Below are 13,694 nucleotides of genomic sequence, written 5' to 3' on the forward strand. Positions count from 1 at the left end.
AGGGGGATAACCGATGAGCCATGCAAGCGAGCGAACGGGAGAAATCATGAAGGCAGTGCGTTACCACTCCTACGGCGGCAGCGATGTCCTCGTCTACGAGGAGGCAGACCGGCCGGTGCCAGGTGTGGGCCAAGTAGTGGTGCAGGTGGCCGGCACCTCGTACAACGACGCGGACTCCGGCCTCCGGGCGGGATTGCGACAGGACATGCTCCCCCTGACCTTCCCGCACGTTCCCGGCCTCGACCTGGCCGGAGTCATCACCGAGGTCGGCGAGGGCGTGTCCGACTGGAGCGTGGGGGACGCGGTGGTCGCGCTGCTGCCGGCGGACGCGCCCGGCGCGGCCGCCGAATACGTCGCCGTGTCCGCCGAGGCGCTGGCCACCGCTCCCCGCACCGTCGAGCCGGCCGACGCCGCGGCCCTGCCCCTCGTCGGGCTGACGGCATGGCAGGCCCTGTTCGAACACGCCGACCTCAAGTCTGGGCAGAGCATCCTGATCAACGGCGCGGGCAGCGCAGTGGGCGGGTACGCCGTCCAGCTTGCCGCGCAGGCTGGTGCCATCGTGACCGCGACTGCCGGTGCGCGCAGCCGCGACCGTGTCCGCTCCTATGGCGCTGACCGGATCGTCGACTATGCCGTGACCCCCGTTGTGCGGGCGCTTGGCGGGCGGCAGTTCGACGTGGTGCTGCAGCTGGCTCCCGCCGACCCCGAGGAGAACGCGCAGTTGGTGGACCTGGTCGCCGACGGTGGAAGCTTCGTCAGTGTCACCACTCCCGGCCCGCAGAATGCCGGGCGCGGGGTGCGCGCGGTGCACGTGTTCGGGCGCAGCGACGCCGCCCAGCTCGCTGACCTGGTCGCCCGCGTCGATGCCGGAGAGCTGGCGATCGAGGTGGCCGAGCGGCTGCCACTGGCCGACCTGGCCACGGTCCACGCCCGTGCCGCCGGCCGGTTCGCCCGGATCGCAGAGTTGGCCGCCCGGGCCGAGGGCGGAGACCTGGCCGAGCGGCTGCGTGCCGACCCGGCCGCGGTCCGCGCCCCGGCTGCCGTCGGAGAGCTGGCCGGCAAGACCGTCCTGGCCCCCTGACCCGAGCGACGCTGGCGCCGACCCGGTGACGTGATGGCACCCTCTGAAACGGCCGGGTGAAGCTCGTATCCTGCCCAGACATGCTCAGTGGAGCGAGCCATCGGAAAACTGAAGCAGTTCAGAGCCGTGGCCACCCGCTGTGACAAGCGCGGATACGTCTACCTCGGCACTGTCACCGCCGCCGCTGGCGTTATCTGGCTCTGCTCATGATCGGCCGGAGCCCACACGGATGGGGCCGACGATGACGTGTTCGAACCGGGGCGCACCGCAGAGTACGCCCGCCGCTCTATGTCAGGAGGACCTGTGCAACGTGGCGAAGTCTGGTGGGCGGATGTCGACGAGCGGCGGCCGGTCGTACTGCTGTCGGAGGAAGCGTCCGAGTTCCGGGCGATGCAGGTCGTCGCTCCCGCTGGCACCGAGATCGGCGGGGTGGCCGCTGAGCTGGCAGTAGGTGCCTCCGAAGGACTACCTGTTGAAGGCGTCCTGCGAGTCGCGTTCCCCCGCCCCGGCCTCATTCCTTGCACGTGGCTGGTCACCTTGACTCGGAAGGATCTGGTCGAGCAGGCGGGAGTACTGTCGTCCGCGAAGCTTGGTGATCTTGAAGAACTCCTCCACCTTGGTGGACTTGAGTAGGAGCTTGCACCGTGACCGCCAACGCACTCCTCGTTTGGCTCCGATCGTGCTCGAAGAGACAGACCCTATGTAGAAGGAGGTGTGTGTTTGTGGATCTGACTGGGCGCACAGTGGTAGTTACCGGGGCCGGGCGTGGGTTCGGGCGAGCGTTGGCCCTACTGGCTGGTCGGCTGGGTGCGCGCGTGTTCGTGTCCGCACGTGCTCTGGCTGCGGCACAGAGGGTGGCCGATGAGGTGGCGACCGACAGCGGCGCGAGAGTCGCCGCGTTCGCCTGCGATCTGGCCGACCCGGCCTCCACCCGGGCCTTCACGGAGGGGATTGCCGCCCACGCCGACCGCGTGGATGTGCTGATCAACAATGGTGCCCGCTACCTGGAAGGCCCCGATCTGTGGGACGCCGACGACGACGCGATCACCGACACCATCGCCTCCGGAGCCACCGGCACACTGCTGACGGTCAAACACTTCCTGCCGCTGCTGCGCGCCTCTGTCGGTGCGGACGTGGTCAACGTGATCTCCTCCGCCGCAGAGGCCCGAGACCACCGCTCCCAGGCACACCCCGCGTTCTACGCGGCCAAGGCCGCCCAGGCCGGCTTCGCCGACATCCTCTCCCACCGGCTCCGACCCGAGGGTATCCGTGTCATCTCGCTCTATCCGCCGGACTTCACGGACGGTGACCCGCTCCACTCCACCTGGGATCACGCTTCCCGGACCGCAGACGGCCCACTGACCGCCCAATCCGTGCTCGACTGCGTCCTGTTCGCGATCGGCCAGCCGCGAGACTGCTTCATCCGGTCCTTTCACTTCGAGCAGATGTAGGCGCCCGCCCAGGGTAGCCAGTGGCTCGGGCGCCGGGCGGGCCCAGTCCCAGCGCCGGTTCGGTGGTGGGCACGCCTCCGGCGAGCGTCACCCACGCGAAGCTGTCGTTGGTCGGGTTCTCGTCCAAGAGCGCGAGGAGCGCGAGCAGTTCCGTGACCACGGGACTGATCGTGGTGAGGGTGCGCGTGATGCCGTGCACCTGCACCGGCTCCCTGACCGCACGCAGCACCGCCGTCCTGCGGCCGGCCACGGCCGCGTCGGTGAGCCGTCTGGCGGCTGGCGTGGCCAAGTTGGGATGCTCGGCGGCGGCCGCCTCGATGCGCAGGGCGAACGCGTCGACCGCCATCGTCACGGAGGCCGCTCTGCGACGCGTGACCGTACCCATGGAACGGACGACCTCGCCGACCGGGCCGCCGTTGACGGCGAACCCGAGGCCCGCGGAGTTCGTCACGGCACGCCCCGCGGCCAGGGCCGCGCCGAGCCCCCACAGAGGTCGGCGCACGGCCTGCATTCCGAGCCTCCAGCTGGAGCAGGCCGCGGTCAGTTCCGCTCCGGCTCTGCGGGCCGCCAGCGCGGCATCCGCAGAAAGGTCGAGGCCTCCACCAGCGCGTCGGCAGAAAGGGGCGGCTGAGTGCCGACGGGTATCCGGTCGGCTGCCTCGGCTCCTGTGTCGGCTGTCATCGTGCCCGCCTCGCTCGAAGGTGTGCGGAGGCAAGGGCCGGTCCACTCGGTGGCGCCGCCCCTCTCAGTACAACCGGCACACCAACTGACGGCAGGAGCGCGAGGGCCGTTCGGGTGCATTGCGCGGTGTGCGCGGTCGCGGTGGCCGGCTGTGCGTCCCGCGACCAGCATCCTGGTGTGATGATCGGTCCGCGCGTGGGGAAGGTGACGCGATGGTTGCTGACGGGCCTCCTGTTGGGAGCGGCCTGCTGGTCGGCGACCGGGCCCTCGGCCGCCGACGGCCCCCTCATCGGACGGGCTCGTACTGACGGTGACGGTCAACAACCGTCCGGGGCTGGGGGCGCAGCATCCGGGCATCCGCACCGGGACGCCGGTGCTGGCGTCGTACCGCCTGGTCAACCGCGGTAGCGCCGACCTGCACGATCTGCGTATCCAGGACCCCGGCATGGCGGGGCCCGCGTCCGCTGTCCCGGCGGCCGCGACGAGGTTCCCCTGCTGACGGGACTGCGTACGGTGCGGTGCACGGCGACAGGGATCGCCCGGCCCGGAGCCCGTGCCGGTGCGGTGCGGGCCATCGGATGGCAGCCGTACCTGCGGGCCAGGGGCGTGGCGACGGCGCACTCCGGGTACGCCGGGGTCGGTGCCGCGCTGGCCCTGCGGGAGGAGGTGTGGGTGACAGGACCCGACCGGGCGCGGATCCGCTACAGCGTCACCAACACCGGAAACCGCTCCGTGTGGGGTGCCCGTCTGACGGACCCGTTGCTGCGCCGGGACCGCACTGACTGCGGGGGCGGCCGCTCCGCGGTGCCACCGCTCGCCCCGCTGGGGACGGCGACGTGTACTGCCGAGGTGCGGCGCCCTCCCGGCACCTACCGCAGCCAAGTCCGCGTCGAGGGCACCGATCGGCTGCGCACCATCGACTCCGGGGGAGAGTGGCTGCCGCCTCCCCGGCTGACGGCACACGCGGCGGCGCGCTTTGAGCTGCCGGGCCAGGCGGCCCGGACCCCTCCAAAACGAAGACCGCCGGGCCACACCCCCAATCCGCCGGACCGGCCGCCCCGCGAGGCCGCCCCTCCCGACGCCCTGCCTCAGGCCGTCGCACCACTGGTCCCGCCACCCCCGCCACCGCCCCCACCAGGCATCGCCGCACCAGGCATCCCCGTACCCGGCGAAGCGGCGGCTCGGCCCAACGCCGTCGCACCGCCCCCACCGGTGGACCTGCGCCCGGCGAAACCGCAGCCGCCGAAGCCGCAGCCGCCGAAGACGGCCGAACGGCGCCCGCAGTCGCTGCTCAGCCGATTCGTCCGCGCGAACCACACTCCCACCGGGCTCGGTGTGGGTGCGGCGCTGTTCCTCATCCTGCTGCCCGCGGCTGTCGCGGCCGCCGTACTCGGCTCGCGCAGACGCTGATCATGCCACCGATCCACGACGGGGCTCCCGATGATCGAAAGCATTACCATCGTCCTTGGTGTCGCGCTGCTCGCCGCCATGGTCGTTCTCATCAAGCACCGCTTCCGTCCGATGGGGCCGGAGGACGAGCCCCGCGAAGACGTGGCCGAGTACATCTCGATGATGGTCGGCGTCCTGTACGCCCTCGTCCTCGGTCTGGCCCTCGTCACGGTATGGGACACGCATTCCGGTGCGGAGGACCACGTCGCGGCGGAGGCCAGCGCGGCGCACCAGATCCACCTCTTGGCCGCGGGCCTGCCCGCCACGCAGACCGACCGAATGCGCCAGGGGATCGAGGAGTACGTCCATCACGTCGCGGACGTCGAATGGCCGTCCATGGCCGAAGACGCGACACCGGATCCGCGGGGCTGGCGGCTGCTGGAGCAGGTGCGCGTGTCAGCACAGCTGCCCGACCACGCCACGCCCGCCCAGCAGGTCACGGGACAGGAGACGCTGGCGCAGCTCAGCGCCCTGGACGAGGCCAGACGCGGCCGCGAGTCCGACGCGGGGGAGCGGCTTTCGCCGGTGATCTGGTTCGGCCTGGTCGTCGGCGGTGTCCTCACCATTTCCTTCATGTTCATGTTCGGTGTACGCCGCAGCTTCACCCACGTCGTGATGGCGATGGGGTTGTCCGGCCTCATCGCCTTCACGGCGCTGCTCATCTACCAGTTGGATAGCCCCTTCGGCGGCCTGCTCGCCGTCGACCCGTCTCCGTTCGTTCGCAACTTCTGACCCTCTGCTCCAAGCTCTCTGCAACCGGGGCGATCGCCCAGCTCCCGGTCACCATGCGGACGGACCGAGGTGAATGCAGAGTAGGGACCGTCGTACCGACCAACGCCCGTGTGGTTGGAGGAAGGAGATACGTCTATGACGGAGCAGCGGCGTGAGGAGATCGTCGACGGGTGGGACCGTGGACGTGGATACGACTTCATCGTCCCCTTCGGTGCCACCGCAGCTGTATGCGTCGAGGCCTGGGCATGGGAAGGCACCCACGTGCTCTCCTCGGAGCAACACGTCTCCTCCCTCCTCCCCATCACCCAAGGGCCCCTTCAGGCCCGGAGCGTACGGCCCTGACGGAGGGCTGTTCCGCCACGGCGCGTCACTCGACTGGAGCACGGGGGGATCCTCGCCCGCAATGAGCTTGACCCACCACCTCCCACCCGACGTCAGCCGGGAGGCCCCCTGCGCCGCGGAGGGCTGACCAGCCGGCCACGCGGCGCCCGGTTCTGGCACGCGACGTGCCCCGTATCCCAGGAGGTGGCCCATGCTGCGACGTTTTCATTACCGGTTCGACAACGCCATGGCGCGCGGAACACCAGCGATGATCGGTGTCATCGCGGCCGCCATGCTGGCCCTCGCCCTCCTCAACACCATCACGCTCCTTGTGCTCGCGCCCGACCTCGTACGGAAGGAGGGAGGCGCCTCCGTCCTGTGGCGCAGCACCCTGCGGGTCCTCAACCCTCCCGGCATGTTGCAACGCGACTACGTCCCTTCGGACCCTCCCGTCGGCGTCGCTTACCGGATCGTCTCGACGGTCATCACCATCATCGGAATCTTGCTGCTCAGCACCCTCATCGCGGTCCTCGGAGCCGGGATCCAGCGCAAGCTCTCCAAGCTGCGCAAGGGACGCTCCGTGGTGGTCGAGAGCGACCACACCGTCATCCTCGGCTGGTCCGAGCAGGTCCACATGATCATCTCGGAGCTCGTCGAGGCCAACCGGAATCAGAAGTACGCCTGCGTGACCGTGCTCGCTCCCAAGGACAAGGTGCAGATGGAGGACGCGATCCGCGAACGGGTGGGTGACACCGCATCGACGCGGGTGGTCTGCCGCACCGGCGACCCGACACGCATCTCCGATATCGCCCTGGTCAACCCCAGGAAGGCACGGTCGATCCTCGTCCTGCCCCCGGAACAGAAGGACGCGGACATCTCCGTCATCAAGTCCCTGCTCGCGGTGGCCAGCGGAGCCCTCGCCGAGGCGGGTCACGAGGGGCGGCCGGTGCCGCACGTGGTGACCAGCATTGCGGACGACCACAATCTTCCGGCGGCCCTGATCGCCGGCGGTGCGCACACCCACGTCGTCAGCGCCCAGTGCTTCATCGCCCGCCTGCTCGTCCAGACCAGCCTCCAGTCCGGACTGTCCATCGTCTACACGGGACTCCTGGAGTTCGACGGCGACGAGATCTACATGTCCGCGCAACCCCAGTTGGCCGGGCAGACGTTCGGCGAGGCCGTGTACGCCTTCCGCACCTCCACCGTGATCGGACTCCGTCGCCTCGACGGACAGATCTTGCTCAACCCCCCGTCCGGCACCGGGATCCTGGCCACGGACCAGATCGTCGCCATCTCCCAGGACGACGACACCGTCGTCCCCACCGACGAGGTACCCACCATCACCTTCGAGGCGATCGTCACCGACGAGGCGTCGGATCCACGCCCTGAGCGCGTGCTGTTGCTGGGCTGGAACGCCCGGACACCCGAGGCCGTGAACCAGTTGGCGAAGCTGGCGCCCGAGGGCTCCCGGCTCGACATCGTCGCCGACGTCCCCGACCTCCACGACCGGGTGGAGGAGCTCCGCGCCAGGCTTCCGCAGCTCGAACTGGGGGTTGTCGCGGCCGACCCCGCCAACCGTGTCGTCCTGGAAGACGTGGACCTGGCTGCCTATCAGCACGTGATGGTGGTCGGTGACGGTGGAGGGTGCGACAAGTCCGCGACGGATTCGCGCACGCTCATGACCCTGCTGCACCTGCGCGACCTGGCCGTTCAGCACGGTCACGGCTTCTCGGTGGTGACCGAGATGGCCGACGACCGGAACCGCACACTGGCCCAGGCCGCGCACGCCGACGACTTCATCCTGAGCGACAACCTGCTCAGCCTGCGGATGGCCCAGACCTCGGAGAACCCCGAGCTGAACCGGCTCTTCCAGGAACTCTTCGATCCCGAGGGATGCCAGATCAGGCTCCGGCCCGCCCAGGAGTACGTACAGCCGCACGCCACCGTCGCCTTCTACACGGTGGTCGAAGCCGCCCTGCGCCGGGACCAGATAGCCATCGGCTACCGGCTCGCCCGCCACGCCCAGCGCAGGCCGGACTACGGCATCGTAGTCAACCCGGACAAGGCGACAATGCTGTCCCTGACGGGCGGTGACAAGGTGATCGTCCTCGATGGGCGGTGCTGCGACGCGGGCGGCCCATCACGACGATGACGACTGGCTGGGGCTCAGGCGCGGTGCACCTCGAGGGCGGTGCGCACGGCGGACTCGATTGCGCCCTCGATCCAGGCGGGTTTGAGCGAGGTGTGGTCCCCGGCGAAGTGCAGAGGGCCCTCGGGGTTGGTCAGGTGCGGCAGGAGCGCCGTGTGCTGGCCGGGCAGGAGCACGGAGGCCTCGCCGTACGCGTAAGGATCCCGTACCCAGCTCTGGGTGCGTCCGGCACCGGTGTAGAACACTTCGATCCGCTGGCCGTACACGTCCTGCAGGCCGCGCAGCGCGTGCGGGTAGCGGGCGTCGTCGTCCAGGCAGTCCCAGCGCAGGGCGTCGTCGGACCAGCTGTAGGAGGCGAGGATGACGCCGCCCTCGCTGCCTGGGACCGGGTGGGAGGGATGGAACATGAAGCGGTTGGAGTTGTCCGAGAGGGAGCCGCCGCCCACGGTCGCCGTCGCCTCGGGCTGGTCGCGCAGGGTGGATCGACGTGCGGCGTACTGCACGCGTTGCGTGTCCTTGAGCCATCCTTCGGGCACTGAGGGGTGGGCGCCCAGCAGGGAACCGTCGGTGGGTGCCTTGCCGTCGCGGTAGGCGGCGTACAAGCCGGGCCGGAACGCTTCCAGTTCGCGCTTCCACTCCGCTTCGGTCCACTCCCACCAACGCCGGGAGAACTCCAGGAGGACCTTGGTGGCGGCGTCGTAGTGCATCTCGATGATGGCCCGTCGCTTGCCGTAGGAGAGCGGGGGAGAGACGGGCAGCTGACGCATCCCCGAGAAGGGCACGGTGATGATCGCGACGTCGGCGGTGAACTCCTCGTGCTGCACGGGGCCGCCGCCGGACTCGGTGACGGTGTCGACCCACACTCCCTTGCCGGCCGGAGCCTCCGCGCCGTGCGCGATGCGGGTTGCCCGGCAGTTGAAGCGGACCAAGTGCCGCACCCGCGCCAGCAAGGCGTCGGCCAGGCGGGCGGTTCCCCCCTCGATCTCGAAGAAGCGCGTCTGAGGATGAATGAGCGAGGCGTCGGTGAAGCTGTGCAGGAAGGAGAGCGGCAGCCGGGAGGTGAGGTTCTCCAGGGTGCCCACCAGCTCGATCGTGCGGTGGTCCAAACCAGCGTGCTCGGACAGGAACCGGTACGTCGACCACGCGCCGAACTGCTCCACCACACGAGTCCAACCCGCCAGGAGCTCCGCCAGGGGCTTGTCGACACGTCGGCCGTCCGGCCCTACGACGGAGAACTCGTCGCGGACCGGGTCGAGGACCGAGTCGACGATGCGGGACGCGGGAACGTCCCACAAGTGCTGGGGGACGCCGAAGGACTGGTTGACCGCCTTGGGATTTTTCGCGTAGTCGGCGCGTCGTACCCGGAGGCCGTTCACATACAGCCAGGTCCGGCCCGTTCCCTTGGAATCGCGGCCCACATCCGCCAGGTGGAAGCGGCGCCGCTTCAGGCCGAGTTGATCGATGAGGCCGGTCACCAGGGGATGGACGTCCGGGATGCGCATCGCACCGGCTTCCGCGTACTGCTTCGGGTCGGCAAAGGGCTGCTCGGCCTTCTCGTGACCCCCGGTCCGGAAGGTCTTGATGCGGCCGCCGGCCCGGTTGCCGTTCGCTTCGATCACGGTCACCTCGTGGCCGGCCTTGTTGAGCAGGTGCGCCGCGGTGAGCCCTGCCGCTCCCGCCCCGACGACCAACACCTTCTTGGGAGCCCGACCGGCGCGTGGCAGCCCGCCGCCCAGCAGGATCTTCTTGTAGCCAGGGGTGAGTGGCTGATCGTTTCTGTCCAGGACCAGCAAGGCTCGTGCCACGTCCGCAGCTGCCTCCGTAGATGTCGGAGATGCGACGGGAACACTGCCGCTCGTGTCAGCGGCGTGGCTGGGAAACGATGCCGCGGTCGGTACGCCGACCGTGGCCAGACCGGCAACGGTTTTCGTGAAGGAACGACGGGAAGGGCGAGGTGTGGGCATCCATCCGGTGTAGCGCCTGGGTGGAACGCCCTTGAGATGGCACACAGAAGTGGGGTACTCGGATCACCCGACCGGCGGTCGTAGACGCTGTCCACCACTCGCCAGGGCTACGCACACTTGCGTCCGCCTTCTGAAGTCGCCGACGCCACGTGGACTTTCCCCTGATCCTGGGCGGTGGGTCATGGTGTCGTGATAGGTCGCCATGGACTGTCGGATAGTGACCACGCGAGCGCGTACACCGAGGCATCTTGGAACCACGACGCGTTCGGCGAACGCTGCAGAATGACTCTGCTCGCCCAGGCCGAGCCTGCAATCGCGCGGCTGACGACGTCCGCAGGACCTCCGAGTGGCTGTCGAACTGAGCCTTTGTCACTACAGCGCGTCATACAAGGCCGTGTTCATACAGGCCAGGGACCGTAATTGCGGTCTTCTGGTCATGATGCGGGGGCGAGGTGGGGCTATCTGCCCCGTCCCCTCTACCAGAATGGTGTCGTACGGCGGCTGCGGTCCCGGTCGACCATGTCCTGAATGGTGAACCAGACCTCGTCGCACAGCTTCCTGGCCGCCGCGGAACGCGCGGCGAACGACGGGGCGGGCCCAGGAGCGGGCACCGGTTTGCCGAGGCTGATCCGCCACTTCGCGGGAAGTGGCAGTGGCGTGGTGATGGGAAAGTACGGCAGACCAAACCGGTGGGCCAGCGAGCGGATCTCGCCCACTTTGGGCAACGTCTCTTCGGCCCCCACGATGGTAATGGGTACCACCGGCACGCCTGCCTGCACCGCGGTGGCTGCAAAACCAGGACCGAAGGGTCGTAGCTGGTATCGCTGCGAGAACGGCTTGAGCGGGCCGCATGGAAGGCGCCTGATGAGCAAAAGCCCAGGTCAGGCGCCTTTTTTCGTATCCCTAGAAGAAGCCGAGCTTCTTCGGCGAGTACGAGACCAGGAGGTTCTTCGTCTGCTGGTAATGCTCCAGCATCATCTTGTGCGTCTCGCGCCCGATCCCCGACTGCTTGTAGCCGCCGAACGCCGCGTGCGCCGGATACGCGTGGTAGCAGTTCGTCCAGACGCGGCCCGCCTGGATCGCACGGCCCGCCCGGTACGCCGTGTTGATGTCACGCGTCCACACCCCGGCCCCCAGACCGTAGAGCGAGTCGTTGGCGATCTTGATCGCGTCGTCGAAGTCGTTGAACGACGCGACCGAGACGACCGGACCGAAGATCTCCTCCTGGAAGATCCGCATGCGGTTGTCGCCCTCGAAGATCGTCGGTTGGACGTAGTACCCACCGGCCAGCTCACCGTCGTACTTGATGCGCTGACCGCCCGTCAGTATCTTTGCGCCCTCCTGCTGGCCGATGTCCAGGTAGGAGAGGATCTTCTCCAGCTGGTCGTTGGACGCCTGCGCGCCGATCATGGTGTCGGTGTCGAGCGGGTGCCCGGCCTTGATCTGCTCCGTGCGCGCGACGGCTGCTTCGAGGAACTCGTTGTACTGCCCGCGCTGCACGAGCGCCCTCGACGGACAGGTGCACACCTCGCCCTGGTTGAGCGCGAACATCGTGAAGCCTTCGAGCGCCTTGTCCCGGAAGTCGTCGTTGGCGGCCAACACGTCGTCGAAGAAGATGTTCGGCGACTTGCCGCCCAGCTCCAACGTCACCGGCTTGATGTTCTCCGAGGCGTACTGCATGATCAACCGCCCCGTGGTGGTCTCCCCGGTGAAGGCGACCTTGGCGACACGCGGACTCGACGCCAGGGGCTTGCCCGCCTCGGCGCCGTACCCGTTGACGATGTTGACGACCCCGGGCGGCAGCAGATCGGCGACCAGACTCATCCAGTAATGGATGGACGCCGGGGTCTGCTCGGCAGGCTTGAGGACGACCGTGTCGCCCGCGGCGAGCGCGGGCGCCAGCTTCCACGTGGCCATCAGAATCGGAAAGTTCCACGGAATGATCTGCGCGACGACACCGAGCGGCTCATGGAAGTGGTACGCGATGGTGTCCTCGTCGACCTCGCTCAGCGACCCCTCCTGCGCACGGATCACGCCCGCGAAGTACCGGAAGTGATCGATGGCGAGCGGGATGTCGGCGGCCAGCGTCTCGCGGATCGGCTTGCCGTTCTCCCAGCTCTCGGCGACCGCGAGCTGTTCGAGGTTCGCCTCCATCCGCTCGGCGATCTTCAGGAGCACGTCCGCTCGTCCGGTGACCGACGTACGCCCCCACCCGGGCGCCGCCGCGTGCGCCGCGTCGAGCGCGCGCTCGACGTCCTCCGCCGTGCCACGGGCGATCTCCGTGAAGGGCTGACCGTTGACCGGACTCGGGTTCTCGAAGTACTGGCCACGAGCGGGCGCCACATACTCGCCGCCGATGAAATGGTCGTAGCGCGACTGGTAGGAGACGATCGCGCCCTCGGTGCCGGGCGCTGCGTAACGGGTCATCTTGGCTGGCCTCCCGGGGAAGGCTGCCCGCCGTTGGGCAGCTCTCGCCCGGAGGCTAGACGCGAGGACGTTGCATCGACGTTGCGCTCCTTCCGCCGTACGTTGTGTCGCTTCCGTTGTACGTTGCCTGCACCCCCTTCGCCCCCTCGCCCGGGCCGTTTGACTACGAGGCGAGTTCGGCGTCGAGCTCGTCCAGACGGGCCCGGACGGACGCCGTCGGACGCAGCGCGGCCAGCGCGCGCCACACCGCCAGGTCGTCCTCACCCCACGGAGCATGCGCCCAGTTCGCCAGCAGATCCGGGTCATTGCGCTCGATGAGCGCCGCCCGGAGCTGATCCGCCAACCTGCGGCGGAGCCGGACAAGAGCGGGGGCCTGGGACTGCGGCAGCAACGGCCCGGCATACGCTGCCGCGGCCGCTGTCACCGCCCCCGCGCCCAGACGACGTTCCACCACGTCGACGTCGCACTCGACGGGCGCCGCCAGCCGATACGGCCGCGAGCGCAGAAGCTCCACACCCAGCACCCGCCGAAGCCGCGCCATCTCGGCCCGCAACGTCACCTGCGACACCGACTCGTCCTCGTACAACCCATACAGCAACTCGTCCCCCGACAGCCCCTCTGGATGCCGAGCCAGCAGCACGACGATCTCGCTGTGCCTGCGGCTGAGCCGCACCTTGCGCCCCGCCACGAGCAGCAACGCCTCGTCACGCCCCAACCCGGTCAGCTCGACCGTTTCCCCCGCGCCCACCGGCGGCGCGAGCAGGGCCAGTTGGGACTCCGCCGCCCGCGCGACCGCCTGCACGAAGGCGAGACTGTGCGGATGCGCGAGCCCGTCTCCGCCGGTGATGTCGACCGCGCCGAGGAGCCGTCCCGTCCGTGGATCGTGCACGGGAGCCGCCGCGCACGTCCACGGCTGCACTCTCCGCATGTAGTGCTCGGTCGCGAAGACCTGCACCGGCCGCCCCACGGCGACCGCGGTCCCCGGAGCGTTCGTCCCCATGGCGGACTCCGCCCACCGCGCGCCCGGCACGAAGTTCATCCGCCCCGCCCGCTGCCGCGCCACCGCATGGCCCTCGACCCACAACAGCCTGCCCTGCGCGTCGCACACGGCGAGCAGATGCTCCCCGTCCGCCGCAAAGGTGCCCATCAACTCCCGGAAGAGCGGCATCACCCGTGCCAGCGGATGCTCCGACCGGTACGCCCCGAGGTCGCCGTCGGTCAGCTCCACCGCCGCGACGGTGCCCTCGGGACTCACCCGCGCCCTCGCCGACCTCTGCCACGAGTCGGCCACCACCGAACGCACCGGACGGGAAATAGTCCCCTCGTCGGTGAACCTCTCGTGCGCCCGACGCAACACCCGCACCCGCTCGACGGGATCGACACCGGGCTCCAGGGCCAGCCATGGATCGGTCAACTCGGCCTCCTGGGACGGCGATGCG

At 69.2% G+C, this 13,694-nt stretch carries 13 protein-coding genes; 7 read left to right on the plus strand and 6 right to left on the minus strand.

The genetic code is table 11. From position 1 onward, the window contains the following. Positions 1-46: 46 nt before the first annotated feature. The 3 genes from AC068B_RS21335 to AC068B_RS21345 all read left to right on the plus strand — a co-directional run bounded on the left by AC068B_RS21335 (position 47) and on the right by AC068B_RS21345 (position 2,532). Positions 47-1,081 carry an NADP-dependent oxidoreductase gene (locus AC068B_RS21335; RefSeq protein WP_478673217.1) on the plus strand — a complete coding sequence of 345 codons (1,035 nt, stop codon included), beginning with the start codon at positions 47-49 and terminating at the stop codon, positions 1,079-1,081. 303 nt (positions 1,082-1,384) lie between these two features. After that, on the plus strand, positions 1,385-1,714 hold the full coding sequence (locus tag AC068B_RS21340) for a type II toxin-antitoxin system PemK/MazF family toxin (protein ID WP_478673218.1): 330 nt from the start codon (positions 1,385-1,387) through the stop codon (positions 1,712-1,714). Between the two features lie 89 nt (positions 1,715-1,803). Then, the gene (locus AC068B_RS21345) at positions 1,804-2,532 is read left to right on the plus strand and encodes an SDR family oxidoreductase (protein ID WP_478673219.1); all 729 of its coding nucleotides are present in this window, start codon (positions 1,804-1,806) and stop codon (positions 2,530-2,532) included. Here AC068B_RS21345 and AC068B_RS21350 read toward each other — a convergent pair. Together AC068B_RS21350 and AC068B_RS21355 are read right to left on the minus strand one after the other, a co-directional pair. After that, positions 2,501-3,034 (minus strand): hypothetical protein, encoded by a 534-nt coding sequence (locus AC068B_RS21350; protein WP_478673220.1) that lies wholly within the window; start codon positions 3,032-3,034, stop codon positions 2,501-2,503. The two genes, AC068B_RS21345 and AC068B_RS21350, sit on opposite strands and share 32 nt — an antisense overlap. Positions 3,035-3,072: 38 nt before the next feature. Next, positions 3,073-3,213, minus strand: coding sequence for a hypothetical protein (locus tag AC068B_RS21355; RefSeq protein WP_478673221.1), 141 nt, complete (start codon positions 3,211-3,213; stop codon positions 3,073-3,075). A 310-nt stretch (positions 3,214-3,523) separates the two neighbouring features. On the opposite strand from AC068B_RS21355, the gene AC068B_RS21360 reads away from it, so the two are divergent. The 4 genes from AC068B_RS21360 (at position 3,524) to AC068B_RS21375 (ending at position 7,867) form a co-directional block, all read left to right on the plus strand. Next, the gene (locus tag AC068B_RS21360; protein WP_478673222.1) at positions 3,524-3,712 is read left to right on the plus strand and encodes a hypothetical protein; all 189 of its coding nucleotides are present in this window, start codon (positions 3,524-3,526) and stop codon (positions 3,710-3,712) included. A gap of 65 nt (positions 3,713-3,777) precedes the next feature. After that, on the plus strand, positions 3,778-4,623 hold the full coding sequence (locus tag AC068B_RS21365) for a hypothetical protein (RefSeq protein WP_478673223.1): 846 nt from the start codon (positions 3,778-3,780) through the stop codon (positions 4,621-4,623). Positions 4,624-4,653: 30 nt separating this feature from the next. Then, a complete protein-coding gene (locus AC068B_RS21370; protein WP_478673224.1) occupies positions 4,654-5,394 on the plus strand; it encodes a bestrophin-like domain in 741 nt (246 codons plus the stop codon). Between the two features lie 532 nt (positions 5,395-5,926). Continuing rightward, the gene (locus AC068B_RS21375; RefSeq protein WP_478673225.1) at positions 5,927-7,867 is read left to right on the plus strand and encodes a CASTOR/POLLUX-related putative ion channel; all 1,941 of its coding nucleotides are present in this window, start codon (positions 5,927-5,929) and stop codon (positions 7,865-7,867) included. A 14-nt stretch (positions 7,868-7,881) separates the two neighbouring features. Here AC068B_RS21375 and AC068B_RS21380 read toward each other — a convergent pair whose 3' ends face one another. The 4 genes from AC068B_RS21380 to AC068B_RS21395 form a co-directional block, all read right to left on the minus strand. After that, the gene (locus AC068B_RS21380) at positions 7,882-9,828 is read right to left on the minus strand and encodes a flavin monoamine oxidase family protein (protein ID WP_478673226.1); all 1,947 of its coding nucleotides are present in this window, start codon (positions 9,826-9,828) and stop codon (positions 7,882-7,884) included. 476 nt (positions 9,829-10,304) lie between these two features. Next, positions 10,305-10,571 (minus strand): hypothetical protein, encoded by a 267-nt coding sequence (locus tag AC068B_RS21385; protein WP_478673227.1) that lies wholly within the window; start codon positions 10,569-10,571, stop codon positions 10,305-10,307. A gap of 160 nt (positions 10,572-10,731) precedes the next feature. Beyond that, positions 10,732-12,255 carry an acetaldehyde dehydrogenase ExaC gene (gene exaC / locus AC068B_RS21390; protein ID WP_478673228.1) on the minus strand — a complete coding sequence of 508 codons (1,524 nt, stop codon included), beginning with the start codon at positions 12,253-12,255 and terminating at the stop codon, positions 10,732-10,734. A 163-nt stretch (positions 12,256-12,418) separates the two neighbouring features. After that, positions 12,419-13,669, minus strand: a complete 1,251-nt coding sequence (locus AC068B_RS21395) for a winged helix-turn-helix domain-containing protein (RefSeq protein ID WP_478673229.1) — start codon at positions 13,667-13,669, stop codon at positions 12,419-12,421. Positions 13,670-13,694 lie beyond the last annotated feature (25 nt).

This window comes from Streptomyces sp. NPDC042371, from assembly GCF_056437465.1.

Coding starts and splice junctions, on each gene's coding strand:
- AC068B_RS21335 (WP_478673217.1), top strand. CDS start 47: ATGAAGGCAGTGCGTTACCACTCCTACGGCGGCAGCGATGTCCTCGTC.
- AC068B_RS21355 (WP_478673221.1), bottom strand. CDS start 3,213: ATGACAGCCGACACAGGAGCCGAGGCAGCCGACCGGATACCCGTCGGC.
- AC068B_RS21370 (WP_478673224.1), top strand. CDS start 4,654: ATGATCGAAAGCATTACCATCGTCCTTGGTGTCGCGCTGCTCGCCGCC.
- AC068B_RS21375 (WP_478673225.1), top strand. CDS start 5,927: ATGCTGCGACGTTTTCATTACCGGTTCGACAACGCCATGGCGCGCGGA.
- AC068B_RS21380 (WP_478673226.1), bottom strand. CDS start 9,828: ATGCCCACACCTCGCCCTTCCCGTCGTTCCTTCACGAAAACCGTTGCC.
- exaC (WP_478673228.1), bottom strand. CDS start 12,255: ATGACCCGTTACGCAGCGCCCGGCACCGAGGGCGCGATCGTCTCCTAC.